General features: G+C 50.2%; 23 protein-coding genes. 5 read left to right on the top strand and 18 right to left on the bottom strand.

Going from position 1 to position 23,280, the window contains the following annotated elements; all coding sequences use genetic code 11:
* Position 1 precedes the first annotated feature (1 nt).
* Positions 2 to 1,840, top strand: a complete 1,839-nt coding sequence (locus ACO0LL_RS23350) for a CHASE2 domain-containing protein (protein WP_422953210.1) — start codon at positions 2 to 4, stop codon at positions 1,838 to 1,840.
* A gap of 29 nt (positions 1,841 to 1,869) precedes the next feature.
* Positions 1,870 to 2,736, top strand: a complete 867-nt coding sequence (locus ACO0LL_RS23345; RefSeq protein ID WP_422953209.1) for a hypothetical protein — start codon at positions 1,870 to 1,872, stop codon at positions 2,734 to 2,736.
* Between the two features lie 53 nt (positions 2,737 to 2,789).
* On the opposite strand, the gene ACO0LL_RS23340 is transcribed toward ACO0LL_RS23345, so the two are convergent.
* The 6 genes from ACO0LL_RS23340 to ACO0LL_RS23315 form a co-directional block, all read right to left on the bottom strand.
* The gene (locus ACO0LL_RS23340) at positions 2,790 to 4,085 is read right to left on the bottom strand and encodes a hypothetical protein (RefSeq protein WP_422953208.1); all 1,296 of its coding nucleotides are present in this window, start codon (positions 4,083 to 4,085) and stop codon (positions 2,790 to 2,792) included.
* A 201-nt stretch (positions 4,086 to 4,286) separates the two neighbouring features.
* Positions 4,287 to 6,362: a M13 family metallopeptidase gene (locus tag ACO0LL_RS23335; RefSeq protein ID WP_422953207.1), complete on the bottom strand. Its 2,076-nt coding sequence runs from the start codon at positions 6,360 to 6,362 to the stop codon at positions 4,287 to 4,289.
* 112 nt (positions 6,363 to 6,474) lie between these two features.
* On the bottom strand, positions 6,475 to 6,855 hold the full coding sequence (locus ACO0LL_RS23330) for a hypothetical protein (RefSeq protein WP_422953206.1): 381 nt from the start codon (positions 6,853 to 6,855) through the stop codon (positions 6,475 to 6,477).
* 106 nt (positions 6,856 to 6,961) lie between these two features.
* Positions 6,962 to 7,426, bottom strand: a complete 465-nt coding sequence (locus ACO0LL_RS23325; protein ID WP_422953205.1) for a GNAT family N-acetyltransferase — start codon at positions 7,424 to 7,426, stop codon at positions 6,962 to 6,964.
* Between the two features lie 22 nt (positions 7,427 to 7,448).
* Entirely contained in the window at positions 7,449 to 8,099 is a 651-nt protein-coding gene (locus tag ACO0LL_RS23320; RefSeq protein WP_422953204.1) for an FMN-binding negative transcriptional regulator, read from the bottom strand.
* A gap of 3 nt (positions 8,100 to 8,102) precedes the next feature.
* A complete protein-coding gene (locus ACO0LL_RS23315) occupies positions 8,103 to 8,564 on the bottom strand; it encodes an OsmC family protein (RefSeq protein WP_422953203.1) in 462 nt (153 codons plus the stop codon).
* A 104-nt stretch (positions 8,565 to 8,668) separates the two neighbouring features.
* On the opposite strand from ACO0LL_RS23315, the gene ACO0LL_RS23310 reads away from it, so the two are divergent.
* Positions 8,669 to 10,168 carry a PLP-dependent aminotransferase family protein gene (locus ACO0LL_RS23310; RefSeq protein ID WP_422953202.1) on the top strand — a complete coding sequence of 500 codons (1,500 nt, stop codon included), beginning with the start codon at positions 8,669 to 8,671 and terminating at the stop codon, positions 10,166 to 10,168.
* A 14-nt stretch (positions 10,169 to 10,182) separates the two neighbouring features.
* On the opposite strand, the gene leuA is transcribed toward ACO0LL_RS23310, so the two are convergent.
* The 5 genes from leuA to ACO0LL_RS23285 form a co-directional block, all read right to left on the bottom strand.
* Positions 10,183 to 11,895 carry a 2-isopropylmalate synthase gene (gene leuA, locus ACO0LL_RS23305; protein ID WP_422953227.1) on the bottom strand — a complete coding sequence of 571 codons (1,713 nt, stop codon included), beginning with the start codon at positions 11,893 to 11,895 and terminating at the stop codon, positions 10,183 to 10,185.
* A 118-nt stretch (positions 11,896 to 12,013) separates the two neighbouring features.
* Positions 12,014 to 12,142: a hypothetical protein gene (locus ACO0LL_RS23300; protein WP_422953201.1), complete on the bottom strand. Its 129-nt coding sequence runs from the start codon at positions 12,140 to 12,142 to the stop codon at positions 12,014 to 12,016.
* 391 nt (positions 12,143 to 12,533) lie between these two features.
* On the bottom strand, positions 12,534 to 13,337 hold the full coding sequence (gene lgt, locus ACO0LL_RS23295; protein WP_162058038.1) for a prolipoprotein diacylglyceryl transferase: 804 nt from the start codon (positions 13,335 to 13,337) through the stop codon (positions 12,534 to 12,536).
* On the bottom strand, positions 13,331 to 14,248 hold the full coding sequence (locus ACO0LL_RS23290) for a LysR family transcriptional regulator (protein ID WP_422953200.1): 918 nt from the start codon (positions 14,246 to 14,248) through the stop codon (positions 13,331 to 13,333). The genes lgt and ACO0LL_RS23290 overlap by 7 nt, the downstream gene beginning before the upstream one ends.
* A gap of 83 nt (positions 14,249 to 14,331) precedes the next feature.
* Positions 14,332 to 14,562, bottom strand: coding sequence for a TIGR04438 family Trp-rich protein (locus ACO0LL_RS23285; protein WP_162040306.1), 231 nt, complete (start codon positions 14,560 to 14,562; stop codon positions 14,332 to 14,334).
* A gap of 154 nt (positions 14,563 to 14,716) precedes the next feature.
* Here ACO0LL_RS23285 and ACO0LL_RS23280 point away from each other — a divergent pair, with 154 nt between their 5' ends.
* Complete coding sequence (locus ACO0LL_RS23280) at positions 14,717 to 15,025, top strand: c-type cytochrome (protein WP_422953199.1); 309 nt, start codon at positions 14,717 to 14,719, stop codon at positions 15,023 to 15,025.
* A gap of 193 nt (positions 15,026 to 15,218) precedes the next feature.
* On the opposite strand, the gene ACO0LL_RS23275 is transcribed toward ACO0LL_RS23280, so the two are convergent.
* Entirely contained in the window at positions 15,219 to 16,364 is a 1,146-nt protein-coding gene (locus ACO0LL_RS23275; protein WP_422953198.1) for a branched-chain amino acid ABC transporter substrate-binding protein, read from the bottom strand.
* A gap of 145 nt (positions 16,365 to 16,509) precedes the next feature.
* Here ACO0LL_RS23275 and ACO0LL_RS23270 point away from each other — a divergent pair, with 145 nt between their 5' ends.
* Positions 16,510 to 17,022: an Lrp/AsnC family transcriptional regulator gene (locus ACO0LL_RS23270; RefSeq protein ID WP_162040309.1), complete on the top strand. Its 513-nt coding sequence runs from the start codon at positions 16,510 to 16,512 to the stop codon at positions 17,020 to 17,022.
* 269 nt (positions 17,023 to 17,291) lie between these two features.
* Here the strand turns inward: ACO0LL_RS23270 and ACO0LL_RS23265 are convergent, their stop codons facing one another.
* The 6 genes from ACO0LL_RS23265 to folD all read right to left on the bottom strand — a co-directional run bounded on the left by ACO0LL_RS23265 (position 17,292) and on the right by folD (position 23,129).
* Positions 17,292 to 18,596: a D-amino acid dehydrogenase gene (locus ACO0LL_RS23265; protein ID WP_422953197.1), complete on the bottom strand. Its 1,305-nt coding sequence runs from the start codon at positions 18,594 to 18,596 to the stop codon at positions 17,292 to 17,294.
* Positions 18,597 to 18,760: 164 nt separating this feature from the next.
* The gene (locus ACO0LL_RS23260) at positions 18,761 to 19,168 is read right to left on the bottom strand and encodes a hypothetical protein (protein ID WP_422953196.1); all 408 of its coding nucleotides are present in this window, start codon (positions 19,166 to 19,168) and stop codon (positions 18,761 to 18,763) included.
* A 1-nt stretch (position 19,169) separates the two neighbouring features.
* On the bottom strand, positions 19,170 to 19,589 hold the full coding sequence (locus ACO0LL_RS23255; RefSeq protein WP_422953195.1) for a DNA polymerase III subunit chi: 420 nt from the start codon (positions 19,587 to 19,589) through the stop codon (positions 19,170 to 19,172).
* 6 nt (positions 19,590 to 19,595) lie between these two features.
* Positions 19,596 to 20,201 carry a glutaredoxin family protein gene (locus tag ACO0LL_RS23250; RefSeq protein ID WP_422953194.1) on the bottom strand — a complete coding sequence of 202 codons (606 nt, stop codon included), beginning with the start codon at positions 20,199 to 20,201 and terminating at the stop codon, positions 19,596 to 19,598.
* A gap of 17 nt (positions 20,202 to 20,218) precedes the next feature.
* A complete protein-coding gene (locus ACO0LL_RS23245) occupies positions 20,219 to 22,282 on the bottom strand; it encodes a M3 family metallopeptidase (protein WP_422953193.1) in 2,064 nt (687 codons plus the stop codon).
* A 1-nt stretch (position 22,283) separates the two neighbouring features.
* The gene (folD, locus tag ACO0LL_RS23240; protein WP_422953192.1) at positions 22,284 to 23,129 is read right to left on the bottom strand and encodes a bifunctional methylenetetrahydrofolate dehydrogenase/methenyltetrahydrofolate cyclohydrolase FolD; all 846 of its coding nucleotides are present in this window, start codon (positions 23,127 to 23,129) and stop codon (positions 22,284 to 22,286) included.
* Positions 23,130 to 23,280: the final 151 nt, after the last annotated feature.

The following is a 23,280-nucleotide window of genomic DNA, read 5'->3' as shown; positions in this document are numbered from 1 at the left end:
CATGACCAAGCTCAGACACCTGCAGGATTTTTTCACCCCGCGCTTGTTACAAGTGCTGGGTTTGCTGGTGTTGCTTGTTGTGGCCGCATTCTTGCTGCGTTTGCCTGCGGTCATTGCGATAGACAATAAAATTCTCGATCTGCAATTCAAATTGTCGCGTGAATACTCCCCTCAAAAAATAGCCATTGACCCTGTTGTAGTGGGAATAGATGAAGCCTTTCTCGATGAAGTCGATGAGCCGTTGAGCCTGAATCATGAGCATCTGGCCAATTTTCTGAAAGCCATGAACCAGGCCGGTGCCAAGGCAGTAGGCATGGATTTGAGTTTGCCTGAAAAGCGTTTTGACAGTCTCATCTCTATCCGTAAAGACGCAGTTGATTTTCATAAGATATTGCTTAGTGGCCTGCTCGACAGCATACAGACCACACCGCTGGTCACTGCCAAAATATGGGATTTGAAGCATGCGCATTACCGCGATATCCAGGTGGATTACGCCGCAGTACTTGGCATGCAGGGCGAACAGTTTCAGCCTGTTGCCTCAGCTGAATTTTGCCGCGATAGCGACCAGCGCATACGCCGCTTTCCAGGACGTGACTGCCAGCCCGACCGCAGTGAGCGTGGCCTGGCGACTGAGATAGCGGCCGCAGCAGGGGTACGGCAAGACTGGAATGGTCTGATCAATTACCGTTTGGGTGAGCGCTTCAGATATGTCCCGCTACAAGAAGTCTTGAAGCTTGCGGGACAGGGTAAAACAGCAGAATTACAAAAACGTTTTGCAGGTAAAGTCGTCTTGCTCGGTGCAACCATGGATGCGACTGATCTGGTAGATTTGCCAGTGTCACTGGCAGCCTGGTTGCCAGTGAATGATCCTAATCCTGGTGTACTGGCTCATGCACAGTTATTGCGCAGCATACTGAATCAGCGTTTATTGCAGCAGGCTGGCACGCTCAGTCTGTTTGCTTTGTCTGCCTTGTTTGTACTGTTCTGGCTGGGTCGCAGCATACGCATTAAAGTGCTGGTGTTTGCAGTGGCGACTGTGGGTCTGTTCGCAGCTAGCAGCATCGCCATGCAATATGATGTATGGGTGCCGCCAACCACAGTTTTTCTGACTGGCTTGCTGGCCTTGAGCAGCAGCAGTGCATGGCAAGCCTGGCAGCATTACATCGACAAGCAAAGGCTGAGCAAGGCTTTTTCTGGTCGCGTCAGCCCGGCTGTCATGCAGGAGATAGTTGAGGGGCGTATAGACCAGACTTCACAAAGCAGGCGTTTGCATGTTTGTGTCTTGTTTTCTGATATCCGTAGTTTCACCACTTTGTGTGAACATGCACAGGCAGAGGATGTGGTCAGTCTCTTGAATCGCTATTTTGCCGTCATGAGCAAGCCTGTGCATGAACATGGCGGTACCATAGACAAGTTTATTGGTGATGGCATGATGGCATTTTTTGGCGCACCCAAGCGACTCGACAACCCAGCACAAAATGCCTTCAATGCCGCGCAGGCGATGCTGGCTGCATTGGATACCTTGAACCTGGAATTTGCGGCAGAAGGCAAGCCTGCATTGCAGATAGGCATAGGCCTGCATGCGGGCGATGCAGTCATTGGACAGGTCGGTTCAGCAGAGCGGCACGAATACACGGCCATAGGTGACACCGTCAACACCGCAGCAAGGATAGAGGGCTTGTGCAAGGACGTGGGCTATCCTGTCGTTTGTTCGGAAGCCGTGCTTGCCAGCCTGGCAGAAGCTGACATGCTGACCCCGCTCGGTGATAAAAACCTCAAAGGACGTTCTGCCATTGCCGTATGGGGCTGGCAGCCAGTATCTGCTGTTACTGAAATTTAAATACCGCAATTTAATTGATGGGTGTGATGATGAAAAAAAGTATGAATGGATTGAGAGCCTATCTGGCCATCATGGTCAGTCTCGTCGCAGTGCTGACTTGCGGCCTGGCACGTGCTGAAGCTGCACTGGGCATGGTGCTGGACGTGCAGGGCAATGGCAAGATGGAAGTCAATGGAGCGACATCCAAACTGCAGTTGCTGGCTTACCTGCAACCAAAAATGCAAATTACGCTGGACCCTGGTGCCAAGGCTTCGCTGTCTTTATATGCAACACGCTCCGTGTATCAGCTGACAGGTCCTGCGACGGTGACAATAGAAAAAGACGGCGTCACCAGCCTGCAAGGGCAAAAAGCAGTAGTCCGGCCCATGGCAGAAAAATTGGTACGCGCGGCAGAAACCAGCAATGTCATTGCCGGTGCCGTACGCATGCGCCAGGTGCCACCGCGCATCGTTGCCGTTACACCTGAAAACAATTCCCTGTTGCTGGGACAGCGCCCCGGCTTTAGCTGGATTTCTGCAGAAGCTGCTGACTTTGAAATCAGCATTCAGGACATCGATGAAAAACCCGTTATCACAGAAAAAACCAGAGAGAATAACTGGCAATTGCCGGAAAAGATAAAGCTGGAAGAGGGGACAACTTACCGCTGGCAAGTCGCCTATGTCTCGACCAAAGATGGCAAGACATACACCGCCAGGGCTGAATTCAAAATGGCCAGCAAGGCAGAAGCCAATAGCCTCAATGAATTGAAGCCAGAAGACAATGCAGGCGTTGAAGACTGGGTCATGTATGCAGCCATGTTGCAAAGCAAGCGCGCTTTTGCTGAGGCCAGGCAAGTGTGGCAACAGATAGCAAGGCAGAGGCCTGACTTGCAAAAACTGTCTGAAGCTGCTCCTTAAACAAAAAACGCCACGCTCATTTCTGACCGTGGCGTTTTACTATGCGCAGTATTTTATGCTGCTGTATTCATGCCGGTATCCAGAAAATCGACATGGAAATCAACAATGACCTGGCCTGCGATACGTTGTACAGAACCATCCTTGTGCATACGGCTGACAGTCTTGTCTTCGCGTGAGCGCACATCAATCTGGAATTCGGGATGACTCTTGGCAAAGGCATCCTGTATGGTTTCCCTGACTTGTGCGATCAACGCTTTTTCTGAGGCAGAGACAGTATCAATTGCATCTTGCGCTGTTTGTTCGGTAGCAGCAACAACGGCTTCAGTATCACCAAAGAACTGATCCACCGTTTGCCTGAATTCTCTTTGTGTCGTCACCACGTATTGTATTTTGGCGATAGGAAAGAGGCTATGCACGATACGTGAAGCCATGACACGTTCAGGGTCAGTCGTCATGACGGTCAGGCTGTCAGCATTCTCTTCGAGGATGACCCAGTGGTGATCTTCTACATAGGCGCGCTTGAAGTTTTTCAGGGCCTCCGGGCGGGCACGGTCGGCCTTGTAAGGCTGGTATTCACATTCAAAGAATGTCGCCAGAGAATTGCCTATATCGGTCAGGCTGACTTCAAATTCATCGATGAGGATTTCTTCCACGTCCACACCCTTGCGGCGCGCCGCACGCGCTGCCAGGCCCAGTTCAGGTATCGACAATATCGATGACTTGATCAGTGAATCAAACTTGGTATGAATCACCTGTGGTGACATCAGACGCTGGGCGAAAGCCACAGCCAGGGTATTGCGCAGGTATTTGAAACCTTCTTCCAGCAGTGGCGGGAACTGGCAATCATTGCGGTTATTGATGAGTTGCAGCACACCCAGCAATTCGTTGCTTTGTTCATGGATCAGCGGGCCGACCAGCATGTGCTTGGTGCGAAAGCCAGTGCGTTGATCAACACGGCGCAAAAATTCCAGTTTCGGTGAATGCTTCCTGAGTTCAGTTTCGTCATACACATTCAGAATATTGACTGTCTGCTTGCTCATGGCGACAAAGCCAGCCACACTTTTTTCAGAGATAGGCAGGGCAAAATCCTTGAATGAGGTCAAACCAGTTTTGACCTTGGATTCGATGGCATTTTTCTTGTAGTTGACCGAATATAGCGTCAGGCGTTCACAATCAAACAGATCGCAGATATCGTGCGACAGATCAAGCATGATTTGCTCGATATTGCTGGTCGAATGGATGGCATTCGTGATGGTTTGCAGATTCTTGAAGAAATTTAAGCGCGCATGCACGTCTTCTTTATCATAGACATCATACTTATCTTGCTGGACACGGCGTACAAAACTCATAAATTTGCTTTCATCGATGGAAATTCAATCCCGGCTATTTTGCCACAGCCGGGCTATATCGTCATTGCGACACTGATAAGCTTCCGCCCGTTTTTTGTAAAAGCCTGTACCGACAATTACCTTCAGGCAAATGTCCATCTTATTTTATGGCTATTTCCATAAAGAAGGGGGCATTTCTGTCCACCTTTGTCTGAATATTAATTACCAGATGGTGATGCGCTTTTCAGGCGCGACATACATCTTGTCGCCTTCCTTGACGCCAAAGGCAGAGTAAAATTCTGGCAAATTCGTCAAGGGGCCATTGCCGCGGAACTCTGAGGGGGAATGTGAATCGGTACTCACCCGCAGTATGGTTTCGCCATCGCGTGATTTACCACGCCAGACTTGTGCCCAACCCATAAAGACACGCTGATTGCCAGTGTAGCCATCAATCACTGGTGCTGGCTTGCCACCGAGTGAGATCTGGTAGGCTTTGTAAGCGATGGACAAGCCGGAATTATCAGCAATATTTTCACCCAGGGTCAGCGCACCGTTGACCTTGTAGCCAGGTAAAGGGCTATAGGCACTGTACTGTGCAATCATGGCGGCTGTCAGTTTGCCAAAGTTGGCCTTGTCTTCCTTGGTCCACCATACACGCAAATTGCCATCGCCGTCGAATTCGCTGCCAGAGTCATCAAAACCGTGGCTGATTTCATGTCCTATGACTGCACCTATACCGCCATAATTGACGGCATCGTCGGCTGCCGCATTAAAGAATGGTGGCTGCAATATCGCTGCCGGGAAGACGATTTCATTCTGGCGTGCATTGTAATAAGCATTCACGGTTTGCGGGCTCATGCCCCAGTCAGTACGGCTGACTGGTTTGCCCAGTTTTGCCAGTTGGCGCTGATATTCATATTCACGGCCACGTATGATATTGCCGACCAGATCGTCCTTGGCAATGGCCAGTTTGCTGTAGTCGCGCCATTGATCAGGGTAGCCTATCTTGGAATTGAATTTGGCCAGTTTGGCCAGCGCTTCTTTCTTGGTTTCCGGGCTCATCCAGCTCAGGGTTTCTATGCTTTGCTTATAGGCCAGCAACAAATTACTGACCATGGTTTGCATGCGCGCCTTGTTCTCTGGCGGGAAATATTTTTCCACATACAATTGCCCCAATGCTTCTGGCAGCGCCTCTTCCACCCGGCCTACGCCACGTTTCCAGCGCGCCTGATTGGCGGGGACACCGCGCAAAGTTTTACTGGTGAATTCAAAATCCTGATCGACAAAGCGCTGGCTAAGGAAGGGGGCATAGGCAGTCAGGGTTTGCCATTTAAGATAAGTTTTCCATGTATCTAGCGGGGTGTCAGCGATGACCTTGGCCAGGTTACTGAAAAAATCAGGCTGACGCACAATGACATCATCCATTTTGCCTGCCATGCCTGTCTGATTGAAATAAGTTCCCCAGTCAAAGCCGGGCATTAATTGCTCAAGCTGTTTCAGGTCCATCTTGTTATAGGTTTTAACCGGTTTCCGGTTTTCTACCTTGGTCCATTGTATTTTGGCGATGTCGGTTTCCAGCGCCATGACGGCGGCTGCGCCTTGTTCCGGCTTGGTTTGGCCGCTCATACCCAGCATTTTTTCCAGATGTTTGAGATAAGCGTCGCGGAAACCCTGCCACTTCGCATCATCCTGTTTCAGATAATAATCAGGATCAGGCATGGTCAGGCCATTTTGGCTCAGATATACCGCATAGCGGCTGGAGTCACGCGCATCCTGGTTAATGCCCGCCACAACAGGCGTGTTGACACCAAGCTTGCTGAGTTCTGCCATCAAGGCTGGCAGTTTTGATTTATCGGTAATGGCATCAATACGGGCAAACTGGCTTTGCAGCGGTTTGAGATCAAGCGCGTTGGCGCGGGCTTCATCCATGAAGCTGTTAAACAGGTCAGCAATTTTTTTCTGGTTGGAATCAGCCGTCAATTGCTTGCTGGCAGCCAGACCCTGGATGATGTCGTAAGACCTTTGCTCTGACAGTTCACGCAACTGGTCAAATGAACCAAAGCGGCCACGGTCAGCCGGTATTTCTGCAGTCGCCAGCCATTTGCCCGACATGTGCTGGTAAAAATCATCCTGTGGCCTGACGTTTTTATCCATCCATTGCAAATCAATGCCCGATTGTAGTTTGTGGGCAGCGATCGTGCTATTAGTACTTGTGCTTGCATTTTGTGCATAAGCAGGCGTTGCCAGCATATTGGTAAACAGGCTGGCAAGAGCAAGAGAAATAAGGGTACGTGACATGGTATGTCCTGGCTATGAAGCTTGTTGTGAGGAAAGAATGGTAGATGCTTCAATTTCCCTAAAGTTCAGAGAATTTAGAGAAACTTATGCTGCAGAACGGCAAATATGATGATTAAAAAATACCAGGGAAGATGCCTGGCAACTGGCTCGCCAGGCCAATCAGGCTGATGGCCAGCACGATGACTGGCCGGATTACCGGAACAGGAAAGCGGGGATGCCCAGGTCTGGCAGGCGGCACGACCATCCATAAGCTATCCGGCAAGGGGCGGTGACGCATGAGGTCACCACGCCATTGCACCAGATATTGTCGTGACTGATACCAGTATTCCAGCTCGGCATGCAGCCAGCCTGTGGTGAAGCCCTCATCCTTGCCAGTGACTTCTTCTCTACTGCTGACCACACGCACCTGTACTTTTGGCCAAAGGGCGATTTGCAATAATCTTGATCCGTACGCCAGGCCAAGTACACATACGAGCAGGAAAATCAGTTTCATGAAAAGAGCAGGGCGAATAGGGGTTCTCTAAATGGGAAGAGACATATTGCCTACCCGCGCCGTTCTTGTAAATGAATGAATATCTTTTATTTATTTGTTGATTTACTCAAGGCGTCAGGATTTTTTTGTACAGAATAAATCCTGACCGGTCTGCCACCTGACGATATAGTTTTTGCGCTGTTTCATTGGTTTCATGGGTTCCCCAATAGACAACTGTAGAACCAGCCAGTTTTGCCTGCTCATACACCGCTTCTATCAAGGCACGGCCCACACCCTGACCACGTTTATCAGAACTGGTGAACAAGTCATTCAGATAGCAACTGGCTTCGATACGGCTGGTGGTCCTGTGATACAGATAATGCGCGAGCCCGACCAGTTGCCCATCCTGCTCAGCGACCAGAGCGTATATCGGTTCATAGCAGTCAAAAAACCTCTCCCAGGTCCTGAGCGTTACGGTTTCTGGCAAGGCATTTGGGCCAGTGCGTTCATAGAACTGGTTATAGCCTTCCCATAGCACAGACCAGTTAGCGAAATCTTCTTTGGTGACGGCACGTACTACTACTTTACTCATCTCTTTTCCTTGTCGTTTCGTTTTATTCGGTTTCGAACAATTGCTGTTCCATGGTACTTGCCAGTGCATGCGAGGCAGGGTCATGTTGTTCGCGTAATCCATCCACCATATTCACCCTGTCTTGCGTGCTTTTGTTCTGGCTGGTTTTCCATTTGCCGCTGATGCGGCGTACCGGGATTTCTATGCCAACTATCATGTCCATCATGCGGTCTATATATTCTGCAGGCGCATCGCTGACTTTCCATGGCTGGTCGAACTTGCGCTCAAAGTTATCGCTAAGCTCGCTGAGCAGGTACAAAAATTCTTGCCGGTCTTCGACGATGCGCATGGGGCCGTGCACATGCACGACTGCGTAGTTGTAGGTCGGCACGACAGCACCGCTGCGCTGCTTTTCTTCATACCAGCGCGGGCTGATATAGGCTTGTGGGCCCTGGAAAATCGCTAGTGCATCCGTGCCTGAACTGGCGCTTTGCAAGACTGGATTATTGCGGGCGACATGGCCCCGCAAGACGCCATAAGGTGTATCTGCGCTTGGTGGTGAAACGATGAAGGGAATGTGATTCGCCTCCAGTTCACCATCCAGCAAGCTGACTAGCGCGGCCAGTGGATGCGCCTGTATCAGCGTGTGCAAAACATCGATGCGTTCTTCAGCAAAATGACTGGGCATGTACATGGCTTACTCGATTTCTATGATGACTTCGGCGTTAATGGAGTTGGCGATATAACAGTGTTCATGTGCCATATGATGGAGTTCTTCACGTTCCTGCAAATTGGGTTGCTTATCACCACTATAGCTTTCCTGAGGACGTAGATGGATGCGGGTAATCGCTTGCTTGCCTTTGGCATTTTTATCCATGATGCCTATCGCCAGGTCACTGTATTGATCCACCACGTAGCCACGTTTGGCAACGAAGAATAAATAAAACAGCATATGGCAAGATGCCAGCGCAGCAACCAGCGCCTCTTCCGGATCGACATTTTTTTCTTCCGACATCGGTACTGGAACAGACAAAGGGGATGACGATGCCGGCACTACCAGGCCGCCGTCAAATTCCCATGCATGTGCACGGCTGTAACGATTGTCGCTAAAAACCTGTTCACCACGTTCCCATAAGATTTTTGCCTGGTATTGATGCATTTTTTTACTCCCTTGCCTTGAAATTACGCTAATCTTATGCTTGGTATTGGCTATTGAAAAGTACCAATTTTGTAAAAAATAAGAATGCCAATTTTGGTGAACGCATGCACATTTCTCAAATGATTGCCGGGATTGCCCTGGACAGACAAGACAGCCAGCCCTTGTACAGGCAGTTGTACGCCGAAATTCGAAAAAGTATATTGACAGGCCAGATGCTGCCAGGTATGCAATTGCCACCCAGCCGCGAGTTTTGTCAGGTGCTGAATATTTCCCGGCAGACGGTCTTGAATGCCTATGATCAATTACTGGCAGAAGGTTATCTGCGTGGTTCGGTAGGGCAAGGCACTTTTGTGAATGAAGATTTGCCTGCAATTGCAGAACGCACCAAGGCAAGGGCCGGCGATATACCTGCGGCACGGCTACTGGACAGGATTTCAAAACGCGGACTTCAGCATATAGACCCACGCGGCAGCACGCGCTTTCATCAGGGCAGTGTAAAAGCGTTCAGGGTCAGCATGCCTGATCTGGATTTATTCCCATTTGATATATGGGCGCGGCTGGAAACGCGTCATTGCCGCCATCCCAAAGGGCAACTGGGTTATGGTGATCCTGCCGGTCATCTGGCCTTGCGTGAATTGCTGGCGGTGTATCTGAAGGCAGCGCGTGGTGTGAACTGCGCTCCAGAACAAATCCTGATCACTTCCGGTTCACAGCAGGCGCTATATTTGCTGAGTACCATGTTGCTTGATCCGGGTGAAAAGGCCGTGGTGGAATATCCATGCTACCGTGGCACGACAGCTGCCTTGCATGCAGTGCAGGCGGACATCTGTGCTGTCCCCGTTGATGATGAGGGCTTGGATGTCGCATACGCAGCGATGCATTATCCCGATGCGAAAGTCGCTGTCGTCACACCTTCTCATCAGATGCCACTGGGCATGACCATGAGCCTGCAAAGGCGCATGACCTTGCTGGAATGGGCGCAGGCAAATGCAGTGTGGATAGTGGAAGACGACTATGACAGTGAATACCGTTTTGGCAGTTCCCCGCTGGCATCCCTGCAAAGTCTGGATACTCATCAAAGTGTTATTTATGTAGGAACTCTCTCCAAGGTGCTGTTCCCTGGCCTGCGGCTCGGCTATCTGGTCTTGCCGGAAAAATTGCTGGAACCGATGATACAGGCCAAGGCTGTCATCGATAAACATACCAGCATCATGCCGCAAATGACGCTGGCCGACTTTATTGCAGAAGGCCATTTCGGCAGACATATCAAGCGCACCAGAAAAGTCTATGCAGAACGTCAGGCTTGTCTGGTGACTTGTCTGGGAAAAGAATTAGCAGATGAACTGGTCTGTGGTGCGCAAGATGGCGGGCTTGATCTGGCTGTGTACTTCAAACAGGCTTATGATGAAGAGCAGATCATAGAAGCCGGACAAAAAATCGGGCTGGAATTGCGTGGCCTGAGTCATTATGCCGACGTACCGGGAAAAACAAACAGGCCGGTAGAAAGTCCTGGTGGCCTGTTACTGGGTTTTGCTTCACTGACTTGTGCAGAGATAGATCGTAGCGTCAGCAAACTGGCTACGCTCTTCAAGGCTGCTCGTTAGCGATCAGGCAGCGATCAGGCCGCAATCATCTGCCTTGCCGTATCTGAATTTACATGGCGGTTAATGACACTAATGATGGCGCGCATGCTGGCCGTTGCCGCGTCGTCAGCTATGCCTGCACCATGCTGGCTGCTGCCATCATTGATGCGTGCTTCTATGATGCTGATATATTGTGAGCGGCCTTGCTGCGTCACTTGTTGTTCTTGTTTGTCGATGATTCTGACTTGGTAGCCAAGTGCCTGACAGGCATTGACCTGTGCTTCAACAATACCATGACCTGTACCCTGGATAGCTTGTGGCTGTCCATGGTGCAGCAGATCGACATGCAAGGATACTTGTGCCGGATCGGATGGTGATGTCCTGTGATGCAGGACCGGGTTTGCATGGTGAGCTTGATAACTGATGGGTGTTGCTGGCGAAAGATAACTGTCGCTGAAAATCTGATGTATCTGTTGTGCCGTCATTTCCTTGCCGCTGTCGTCGGCAGCCGTTTGCACAACACGGCTGAATTCAATTTGCATGCGTCTTGGCATGCTGATGCCATATTCCTGTTCCAGCAAAAAGGCCATGCCACCTTTGCCAGACTGACTGTTGACACGTATCACGGCGTCATAATTGCGGCCAAGGTCAGCCGGGTCTATCGGCAAGTAAGGCACTTCCCATATCGCGTCTTTTTGTTGCTGGGCGAAGCCTTTTTTGATCGCATCCTGGTGTGAGCCAGAAAATGCAGTGAACACCAGATCGCCGACATAAGGGTGACGTGGATGTACAGGCAATTGATTGCATTCTTCCACGCACTGCCTGACGCTATCAATGTCAGAGAAATCCAGGCCAGGGTCAACACCCTGGGTATATAAATTCAAAGCCAGTGTGACGAGATCGACATTGCCGGTGCGCTCACCATTTCCGAACAAGCAGCCTTCAACTCTGTCGGCACCGGCCATGATAGCAAGCTCTGCTGCGGCGACTGCTGTGCCTCTGTCATTGTGAGGATGTACGCTGAGGATAATGGCGTCGCGTTGCGCCAGGTTCCTGTCCATCCATTCTATCTGGTCGGCATATACATTCGGCGTTGCGCATTCGACGGTGGTTGGCAAGTTGATGATCATCTTGCGCTCAACGGTGGGTTGCCAAATCGCGGCAACGGCGTCACACACTTCTTTGGAAAAATCCAGCTCGGCCATGCTGAAGGTTTCTGGAGAATATTCAAATACCCATTCTGTCTCGGGCATGGCATCAGTGAGTTGCTTGATGAGGCGGGTGCCATCAGTGGCAATCTGTTTGACTTCTTCACGCGATTTGCCAAATACAATGCGGCGGAAAGCGGGTGCTATCGGGTTATACAAATGCACGATGGCACGCTTGGCTCCGCGTACGGAATCGATGGTGCGGCGTATCAAGTCTTCGCGGGATTGCGTCAATACTTCTATCGTCACGTCATCTGGTATGCGTTGTTCTTCTATGAGTTTGCGTACAAAGGCAAAATCAGTTTCTGATGCAGAAGGAAAGGCGACTTCAATTTCTTTGAGGCCTATCTTCACCAGCATTTCAAAGAACCTGAGTTTTTTCTTAGCATCCATGGGTTCTATCAGCGCCTGATTACCATCACGCAAATCAGTACTCATCCAGATTGGTGCTTTGCTGATGCTGCGGCTGGGCCATTGCCTGTCCTCCAAAGCGATAGTCGGGAAGGCTTGATATTTTTTAGCTGGATTACTCATCATGATGTTTTTTCCTTGGGCTGGCACAGTGCCTCAGCAAGGCGCTGATATTTTCAATTTTTTGAATTCGTGGGGATGTGGCGACGCTAAGCTAACCGGCTGCCACAAAGATACGCGAGGCCGGTCAACCGATCAGTAGTCGTAGCGCTAGCAGATCGTGACTAAGTTGCAGCGCAGACTGTGGACGGGCAAAGCCAGACATGACGCTGATAGCGCCTGCTGAATTCTTTGCTGATGTGCCTGATGGTGTCATGCTGTTTTTCCTGATGTCAGGAAGCCTGTGCTGGGTACTACTGGGATATAAAGGTAATTTTTGATACTGATGTTTTAATCTGGCAGGTATGCCGATTAAAACTGGACAAGCTGCTTACTTATAGTAGCGAGCTTGCTAGAGATGGTAGTAGAACCAGAGAGGCAGACACAGACGACAACGCTGCTTGCAGCTTGGCGCTGTCAGCAATTTTTCTTGCAGATGTCGATGTCAAAAAAGAGTTCATGCAATTACTGTAAAAGATTTTGCCTGTGCACGTCAAGCAATATTTTTTGTTTGCTTGTCTATGCGCTGACTGAACGGCATTTCATCGCAACGCAATCTCAATGAAATGCCGCTCAGGCAGATTAACAGTCATACAAAAATCAGCCTCTCACGAACCTGATTTTTTATTGTTCCTGTAGGCGAAACCTAATAGCAGCAGCCCGCCGATAATCATGGGGAATGACAACATCTGCCCGGCTGAAATTGTCGCGCCGAGAATATTGACTTCATAATCCGGGGTGCGGAAATATTCGGTGAAGAAGCGGGCGCAGCCATACAGCGTGACGTATAAGGCACCTACGGCCAGGCGCGGCCTGGCTTTGGATGCATATATCCACAGTATGACGAATGCCAGCAAACCATCTACCAATGCCTGATAAATAGGGGAAGGGTGGACCGGGTGGTCAATACCTGGCCAGATCATCGCCCACGGCAAATCTGCCGATGCGATACGGCCTGGCAATTCATGGTTGATGAAATTACCTAAACGACCGGCAGCGTAACCCAGCGGCACCAGCGGCGCGATGAAGTCGTATACGTCTGCAAGATGAAACTTGGCTTTGCGCGCCCAGAGCGACATGGCAATCAGCACACCGATGAAGCCGCCATGGAAAGACATACCCCCCTTCCAGACCGCAAATATTTCCAGCGGGTGTTCCATGTAATATGAAAAACCATAGAAAAACACTTCACCGAGGCGGCCGCCGAGTATCACACCCAGCACACCAAAAAACAGCATGTCGTCTATATGCTCGCGTGTCCATCCCTGTGCAGCGATATGTGGTTGTTTGAGCCGGACGCGGCCCAGGGCAATAAATTGGGCAAAGGCGATCAGGTACATGATGCCGTACCAGTGGACAGAAACAGGGCCCAGATGGAAAGCGACAGGATCAGGATTTGGATGAGTCAGCATGGATGATTTGGTAAGTTAAACAGGTGCGCAAATGCGGCCAGCACGGCAGAATGATTGTCCTTGCGCCAGGCCAGGCCAATTTCAACGGTGGCGCTGGCTTCCGGCAAATCGAAATACAAAACGCCAGGGCGCTGCAAATTTGAGACGGATTGTGGCACAAGTGCGATTCCCATGCCAGCCGAGACCAAACCGACGATGGTTTGCATCTGTATCGCTTCCTGGCCGATGGCAGGCGTCAGGCCTGCAGCATGGAAGCAACCGAGGATCGCATCATGCAAAGCCGGGGCAATTTTGCGAGGGAATAGTATCAATGGCAAGTCAGTGCAATCGCTGAGGCGCAGTTGCTGGCGTCCTTTCGCGTGGTTTTCTGGTACTGCCAGCATCAGTGGTTCAGACAGCACTTTTTGATAATTGAACAGGTTTTGCAACTTATCTGGAAGTGGCGGTATCAAAAAACCTGCGTCAATTTCGCCATTTTCCAGTGCCTGCAATTGTACGTCTGTGGTTGCTTCTCGCAATTCTATGTGGACATCGGCATGATGGCGGCGAAATTCCCGCAGAGCAGGCGGCAGTACGCTGTAATCAGCAATAGATACAAACGCAAGGGATAAGTGACCATAAGTGCCGCTGGCGGCTCTCTGTGCCAGTTCAGGCAGGGATTGCGCCTGTGCCAGCAAGCGCCTGACTTCAGGCAGTAGCGCCATCCCGGCAGACGACAGCGAGATATTGCGCGTATTGCGAATAAACAGTTCTGCCCCGAGTATGGCTTCGAGTGCCTGTATGGCTTGCGACAGAGGTGGCTGGGTCATGTGCAGGCGTGCTGCTGCCCTGCCAAAGTGCATTTCTTCCGCCACAGCCAGGAAGTAGCGTAACTGGCGCAGCTCTAGATTGCGTAATTCAGGTAAAGACATCTGGCAGCTCAGCCGGTATTTTATGTTGTGTCAGAATGCTGCAGATACGCAAAAATAATCCGGGAAAGATCCAGGTGCTGTCATTAGCGGCGGGTGTTTTTGTCAAAAGCGCGTTTGACACGTTCTTTCTGGATTTTTTCAAAATGTGCATGATCTTTGCGTTTGTCCAGACCCAGCATACGTTCAAGAACTTCAAACCAGGCAAATGCTGCACCAGCACCACCAATAATCCACCACCATGACATGGTGGCAAAAATCCATACATCTGCCAGCTTCAATACGAGCATGATGAATAAAACGATGATGATGAACATGGGATACATCCTTTTTCTGGGAAAAACCTTCAAACTCTTTGTTACAGATCACAGAGTTTCCTTAATTTTACTGCAGGTCAACCCCGGTATGTGGATAAACGTTAAAATTGTCAAAAGGCGGTAGAATAAGTGAGTTTTTAACCTGGAGAAAGCAATGAAATATTCTTTATTGGTAGGTTCGGTATTGGCAATGATGGTTTCTGGCTCGGCTTGGGCGAATGCTGATCTGGCAAAAGCAAAAAACTGCATGGCCTGTCACGCAGTCGATAACAAGGTTGTGGGTCCTGCTTTTAAGGATGTGGCCAAGAAATACGCCGGCGACAAGACTGCTGAAGCCAAACTGATACAAAAGGTATTAAAGGGTGGTTCAGGTACATGGGGCCCGGTTGCCATGCCACCAAATGCCCAGGTAAGTGATGCAGAAGCAAAAACCCTGGTTAAATGGGTGTTGAGTTTGAAATGAATTCTGGTTTGATATGGATAAATTGATCTGTATCAAACTGATGAACAATAAAAAAACCTGGCATAAGCCAGGTTTTTTATTGTTCATCATATCTGCTTGCTGAACTGTTTCAGTTTCGCAAGGGCTTGCAGTTTGTCGCTGCAAGCCCTTGTTTGGCGCAAATATTATTTAAGCCGCTAAATAAGCCGCTAACTTACTTGACTACGCGCAGCAGATCACGTTTGCCGCCCTTGTATGTGTACAAAGTCAGTGTACCGTCTTTGATATCGCCTTTGTCATCAAATGCGATGTCGCCTGTTACACCTTTGTAATGGATTTTCTTCAACTCTGGCAGGTATTTGGCTGGGTCAGCAGAGCCAGCTTTTTTCATTGCTTCTACCATGACCATGACGGAGTCATAGACATATGGTGCATAAATCTGGACTTCTACACCAAATTTTTTCTTGAATGCAGCTTTCCAGTCGTCATTGACTTTCTTCTGTGCATCCAGAACACCGCCAGCTTCGGCGCAAACTACCTGGCCTTCGCCGATGCCGTTGTCAGCCAGTTTAACCAAGTCAGCTGTACAGATACCATCGCCGCCCATGAATTTGGCTGTGATGCCCAGTGCCTTCATCTGACGCAGCATAGGACCAGCAACAGCATCCATACCACCGAAGAAGATGACGTCTGGGTTTTTAGCTTTGATTGTGGTCAGGATGGCGCTGAAATCTGTAGATTTATCTGTTGTATGCTCTTGCACAACAATGTCAGCACCCTTGCCTTTGGCGCCTTTGATAAATTCTTTTGCCACGCCTTCGCCGTATGCAGTTTTGTCATCAATCACAGCGACTTTTTTAGCGTGGTTGATTTGCACAGCAAAACGACCCAGTGTGCCACCCAGTTGGCCGTCATTCGCTACCACGCGGAATGCACCTTTGAAACCTTGTTTGGTGTAGTCAACGTTAGTTGCTGATGGGGAGATTTGAACGATGCCAGCATCGTTGTAGATTTTGGAGGCAGGGATAGTTGTACCGGAGTTCAAGTGACCGATAACGCCGTTTACTTTCGCGTCAACCAGTTTTTGTGCTACGGTTGTGCCTTGTTTTGGATCGCCAGCGTCATCTTCAGTCAGCAATTCGAATTTGGCTTTTTTGCCGCCGATCATCACGCCTTTGGCGTTCAGTTCTTCGATCGCCATTTTGGCGCCGTTTTCATTGTCTTTACCCAAGTGGGCGATCGCGCCGGAGATAGGGCCAACGTGACCAATTTTTACAACCAGATCTTGAGCTGCCGCAGCACCAGCGAAAGCGAAAGCAATTGCGCCAGCCAGTGGAATCATTTTAGTTTTGAACGACATGAACATACTCCTAAGGATTAAAAAGTAGGATAACAGTACTGCATCTCTGACTTATTCAGATAACTGAACAGCAAGAAGGTACAACAGAAAAAATATTTCGCAAAGCTATTTTGTGTGGTTTTTTCTCCAAACTGACGTTTTTTATATGCCCCAATATCGCACCCTTGACAAGCTTGATCGCAAGCTCCTGAACCTCCTGCAAAAAGACAACCAAACCCCGACCAGGGTACTGGCAGACAAGCTGCATATCTCCCAACCCACCTGCCTGCGCCGCATACGGGAACTGCGTGAAGCGGGCGTCATCAGCGCTGAAGTAGCGATGGTCGATAGCTTCGCCCTTGGCTATGGCATGCTGGCTTTTCTGGAGGTATCGCTGATCAATCAGTCGGATGAATTCATGCGTGAATTTGAGACCCGCATGAACAAGGAAGCCGAGGTCATGCAATGTTATTTTGTGTCTGGGGAGTATGACTATTTCCTGGTGGTGCATGTGATAGACATGGACGCTTATTACCAATTTGTGCGGCGCGCCATTTCCGGCTCTGGCAATGTCCGACATTTCCATTCCCGTTTCCCCATGAAGCGTGCCAAATTTACGACACGTATTGCCTTTGACGAAAAAGCTGAAGAGTTACCTGTGCGTATTAAAGGCAAGTAAAGCCAGATAAAACAACATAAAGCTAAATGATTCAGCCTGTTTCTCAGTAAACGCCGGGGTCTTGTATTTGGATGACAAAAAGAACGCAAGTTGTTGCAGATAGAGATTCCATCTGGCAACTTGCGTGAGGGGAAACTTGTTTTGCTACGCCCGCTTCAGCTGGCGTTTAGCTTGCAGGACAAGGCAGGGGAGGGCTGTGCCTGAGCGCATCCTGCCTGTCTCAGAGTAGTTGTTAAGATAAAGCTTGCTTGCCTCAGAGATTGCTTGTCTCAGGCAGGCAGCAGGATGGTTTTTCCCGCCTTGTGTTCCATGCCAGTGAACGCAAAATCGACATCTGGCTGTATGCCCGAGACGATGTCTGCAATAGCACGGCCAGAACCAGCGCCCATGGTCCAGCCCAGCGTACCGTGGCCAGTATTGAGGTAAAGATTACTGATGCGGGATTTGCCTATATAAGGAACATTCGAAGGCGTCAGTGGCCGCAAACCTGTCCAGTAAACCGGCTTATCGTAATCGCAGGCGGTCGGGAACAGTTCCCGCGTGCGCCTGGTAATAGCTTCGCAACGGGCAGTATTGAGGTCTCTGCCATAGCCATTGATTTCACAGGTTCCTGCAACACGCAGGCGGTTGCCCAGGCGTGACACCACCAGTTTATAGCCGTCATCTGTCAGCGAAATAACAGGTGCTTGATCAGGATTGGTAATTTGATAAGTGGCCGAGTAGCCTTTGCCCGGATAAATCATCAGGGAGATACCCAAAGGTTTTAACAGGGTTTGTGAGTGGCTGCCCATGGCAACCACAAAAGCATCCGCATGCAAGGTCTTGTGACGCCCGGCTGCATCGATGATCTCCACGCCAGTAATTTTGGCGCTGGCACCAGTGCCCTCAGATAACAAGCGTGTAACCGTCGTATTGAACTGGAACTGCACGCCTGCTGCCGCGGCCTTGTCAGCCAGACCTGTCGTGAATTGATAAACGTCGCCTGACTCATCGGTTTCGGTGTAATCGCCACCAACGATTTTATCGCGTATGCCTGCCAGCGCAGGTTCCCGGCGTACCACTTCATCGGCATCGATAGAATCGCGCGGGCAACCGAGGTCACGCATGAGTTTTGCTGCGGGCAGGGAAATGTCGAACTCTTTTTGATCGGTGTAGAAGTGCAATATGCCCTTGCTCAGGTTGTCATACTGTATGCCGGTTTCTTCACGCAGGCTGCGCAAAGTCAGGCGGCTGTATTCAGATATCGCAACGATCTGGCGGATATTTTCTGCCGTGCGGCCAGGCGTGCATTCACGCAGAAAATTCAGGCCCCACAGCCATTGCAGCCATTCTGCACGAGGGCGGAACAACAAAGGCGCATCTTCTTTGCCCAGCCATTTCAAGACCTTCATCGGCGCTGAGGGATTGGCCCATGGTTCAGCATGGGACACAGAAATCTGGCCGCCATTGGCAAAGCTGGTTTCTTGTGCAGCGCCAGGCTGACGGTCAATAACGATGACTTCGTGACCCTGCTTTTTTAAAAACCAGGCAGACGATGTGCCAACTATGCCGGAACCGAGAACGATGACTTTCATGGGGAATCTCCTGTGTTTCATCTGTGTTGCATTTTGTATGCGATGCAGGAGATTGTAGAAATACTTTGCTTTCTCAGGTAATCAGAAAGCTACTTCAGATTTTTATTTTTAAACACGGATGAAGTCTTTGTGTTTAAAAATAAAAATATTATTAATTATTTTGATTATTTAGGTGACTTTGCCTTGGTGATTTCCTGCGTCACTGCACGGGTGATGACTTCTTCCAGGGTTTTATGCAGGCCAGAGCGTATTTCTGTTGATAAATTGGCTACGGCAATCTGCAAAACATCGGCCAGGTTGTCCCTGATCCTGTGTTCGAGGACAAAATCAATGCGGGTCAGCACCTGGCGCAAGACATTTTCACGCAGGCTTTGTTCCAGTGCCTGCCAGTCTTCTTCGGTCTTGCCTGGATAATGATTGCTAGCCGTTTCAGAGGCAGGCTGTGCTGTACCCGTACCATCGACGCCTGCATTGTCAGTTGCTGCAACTGCTTTGGCAGGTGGCGTGAGGAGTTCTTCCGGCTTGATGACTTCAGTCAACACAGGAATGCTGGCGTCTATTTGATTATTCATTTTATTTCGCCACGGAGTGGGTAAGAGTATGACCTTGTTGCTGGTAGTGGCGATAGCGCTCACGCCCGGCCAGTTTGTCTGCATCATCGGCAGAGATGACTTCTATCATGCGCTGAAACTGAGTAAAGTTGGCAGGGGTAGCAGCGGTCAGATTGATCAGCAATTCATAATGCGGGCAAGTAGCATGTTCATCGTGGCTGAGCACGATGGGGGTCATGGCAGATAATGGATCGCTGAGCGTCACATGCGGTAAAAAATCAGCTTCTGTCAGCGTCCACAAGGTCTCATTCAAGCGCTGCAACCAGGCACGGTCGTGGTGATAGACCACCATCTTGCAGTTGGCAGCGTGGGCCTTGCGTATCAGGCGGCAAGAGTAGTTCAGCTTGTCCGCCACATTGCTATGAAAATCGATGCGTGTCATGCGAACTCAAAACTTAAAGCCATCATCCGGCTTCTTGGGCTGGGGAGTAGCGGCTTGCCTTGCTGCATCTGGCGCTTTGGCGGCGGCTGGCGGCGGTGGCGGGGCTGCAGGTTCAGCCGCTGCGTAGCGGTAATCCTTGGGCAGTTTGCTGGTAGCAGGGTAGCCCGCTTTGCTCAAAGCATCTTTCCATTCATCCATGCTATAGCCACGGAATTTGACATTGGAAATCACCAGCAGTGGCATTTGCAAGTCGCCACTGACCTGCTTCATTTTTTCCTGGTCTGCTGCCGTGTTAACGGTTTTTTCGTTAAATGGTATACCCAGGCTTTTGAGCAGATTGCGGCCATCATTGCATGGTGAACAGCCATTGGCTGAGTACAGGGTGACCGGATTTTTTGCAACAACGATTGCCAGTTCCTGTGGCAGGTTACCGCCTTCCAGAGTATCGGGCAGTTTTTTCTTTTCTACCTTTTGATTGGCTGCTGGCGGTTGATCGCTATAAGTGACTTTGCCGTCTGGCCCTACCGATTTATATAATTGTGCCTGCGCTGCGGTCGCCATAAAAATGCTGGAAAGCATGCTGCAGATCAGGACCTTTTTATTGAATGTCATATTTTTCTCCTCAAGACTCAGGCACTCATGCCATTGTGACGTAACAAGGCATCGATGACCGGCTCGCGACCACGGAATGCCTTGAATGAAGCCAGGGCAGGGCGGGAACCGCCAGCTTCCAGGACTTCGGTTTGAAATTTTTCACCGACAGCACGGGACAAGGTGCTGCCCGCTTGTCCTGCATGCTCTTCAAAGGCGGCATAGGCATCAGCCGATAAAACCTCTGCCCATTTGTAACTATAATAACCTGCCGCATAGCCGCCAGAAAAAATATGGCTGAAAGAATGCTGGAAGCGATTGAATTCTGGCGGCTGCATGACTGCCACCTGGGCACGCACTTCCTTGACAATATCTTGCACGCTTTGACTGCCATTTGGTTCAAAGGCATCATGCAAACGCATATCAAACAGGGAAAACTCAACCTGACGCAGGGTTTGCAAGCCAGACTGGAAGTTTTTAGCTGCAATCATCTTGTCATATAGTGCACGTGGCAATGCTGCACCGGTATCCACATGAGAAGTCATGTGTTGCAGCACATCCCATTCCCAGCAAAAATTCTCCATGAATTGTGATGGCAATTCAACCGCATCCCACTCGACGCCAGAAATGCCAGAAACAGACAGATCATCGACCTTGGTCAGCAAATGATGCAGGCCATGGCCAAATTCATGGAACAGGGTAATCACTTCGTCATGGCTGAACAGGGCAGGTTTTGCCACGCCATTCATGGTGACAGGTGCACTGAAATTACAAGTCAGATAAGCGACTGGTGTTTGCACGCCATCTGCCGTCAATCTGCGGCCGCGTGCGTCGTCCATCCAGGCACCGCCACGTTTGCCATTGCGGGCATACAGGTCAAGATAAAACTGACCTATCAGCGCACCATTTTTTTCAAGCCGGTAAAACTTCACATCCTTGTGCCAGACAGTTGCCTCATCTGGTTTGATATCGACTGCAAACAGGGTCTGGATGACGCGGAACAGGCCATCGACAACCTTGTGTTCTGGGAAGTATTCTTTCACTTCTTGCTCAGAAAAGGCATAGCGTTGCTGGCGCAGTTTTTCGGATGCATAGGCAGTATCCCAGGCTTGCATGTCGCTGATGCCCAGTTCGTCTGCCGCGAAGGTGCGCAATTGTGCCAGGTCTTTTTCTGCATAAGGGCGGGCGCGCTTTGCCAGGTCTTCCAGGAACTGGCTGACTTGTGCCGGGGACTCAGCCATCTTGCTGACCAGTGATACTTCGGCGAAATTTTGATAACCCAGCAGCAGGGCTTCTTCTTTGCGCAGGCGCAGCAGTTCGGCCATGATGTCGCTATTATCCCATTCCGCCTTGCTGCCAAGCTCTGAAGCCTTGGTCGCGTTTGCGCGGTAAATGGTTTCGCGGATATGACGGTTTTCTGCGTATTGTAATAACGGGAAATACGAAGGGAAGTGCAGGGTGAATTTATAGCCGGTTTTGCTATCGGCTTCTGCCGCTGATTTGGCGGCCTGCAAGACATCTTCTGGCAAGCCTTTGAGCTCGGCCACATCTTCGATCAAGAGGCCATAGTCATTGGTTGCATCAAGCAGGTTTTCAGAAAATTTGGTCGACAGGGCAGCCTGTTTTTCTTGTATCTCTGCATAGCGCAGCTTCTTGTCCTCGGCCAGTTCTGCACCACTCAACTGGAAGTCGCGTATCGCATTCTGGATGATGGTTTTTCTTGCTTGCGGCAGGCTGGCAAATTCAGGTGCTTGCTGCAAGGCTTTATAGCCGGCAAACAGGGCGAGATTTTGCCCCAGTTCTGTCCAGAACTCAGTAATGGCTGGCTGGTTTTCATTGTAGGCGGCGCGCATTTCTGGCGTATCGACAACCGCATTCAAATGACCGACTATCCCCCAGGCACGGCCCAGTTTTTCTGTGGCGTTTTCCAGTGGCTCTACAAACCTGTCCCAGGTAACCGGGCCAGTGTTTTTTTCGAGTTCTGCAATCACCGCACGGTTTTCTTCCAGCAGGGTGCCAATGGCCGGACCTATGTGCTGGGCCTGGATGTCAGAAAAACGCGGTAAATCGCTAAAGTCGAGCAGGGGATTGTCTTGGGTCATATTAAATTCTTTCAGCGGCTTCTATGGTGTTGACCAGCAGCATGGTGATTGTCATGGGACCGACGCCGCCTGGTACTGGCGTAATATAACCCGCGACTTCTGTGCTTGGCAGATAATCAACGTCACCGCAGAGTTTGCCTTCGTCGTCGCGGTTCATGCCTACGTCGATGACAACTGCGCCAGGTTTGATCATGTCTGCCGTGACGATATTGCGCTTGCCGGTAGCAACTACCAGAATGTCGGCATTGCGCGTGTGCGCTGCCAAGTCACGGGTCTTGGAATTACAGATGGTGACAGTAGCGCCAGCTTGCAAGAGCAACATGGCCTGCGGTTTGCCGACGATATTCGAGGCGCCGACCACAACCGCGTTGGCACCGCGCACAGGATAATCTATCGATTCGAGCATCTTCATGACGCCATAAGGCGTGCAGGGGCGGAACAATGGCTGGCCCGTCATCAACAAGCCAGCATTGCTGATATGGAAACCATCGACGTCTTTTTCTGCCGCAATCGCTTCGATGACCTTGTTGGCATTGATGTGGGCAGGCAGCGGGAGTTGCACCAGGATGCCATTGATCTTTGGATCATTGTTCAGGCGGGCAATGTGCTCAAGCAGTGCTTCTTCGGTCAAATTTGCATCATATTTTTCCAAAACTGAGTAAAAACCGCAGTCTTCACAAGCCTTGACCTTGTTGCGCACATACACCTGCGACGCCGGATTCTCACCAACCAGGATGACAGCCAGGCCAGGCTGCTTGCCTGCCGCGGTCAGTTTGGCGGCACGTTGTGTTACATCGGCACGGATTTGTACAGAAAGCTGGGTACCACTGATGATTTGGGCAGTCATGGTTTTATAGGGCTATGTTAGTGATAGATAAGGCAGGATTATAAGGGATGGCGGCGCATGGAGCATGTCTGCAAATCAAGCTCGCACTGTTGACTTCAATTCCGGCCATTTAACATTGTTTTTCATAGTGAAAAATTATGTAATTAATAAT

The sequence above is a fragment of the Undibacterium sp. TC4M20W genome (genome assembly GCF_049340245.1).
GTDB lineage: Bacteria > Pseudomonadota > Gammaproteobacteria > Burkholderiales > Burkholderiaceae_D > Undibacterium.
Note: the sequence above shows the minus strand (reverse complement) of the source record. Positions and strands in the feature narration are given on the sequence as shown.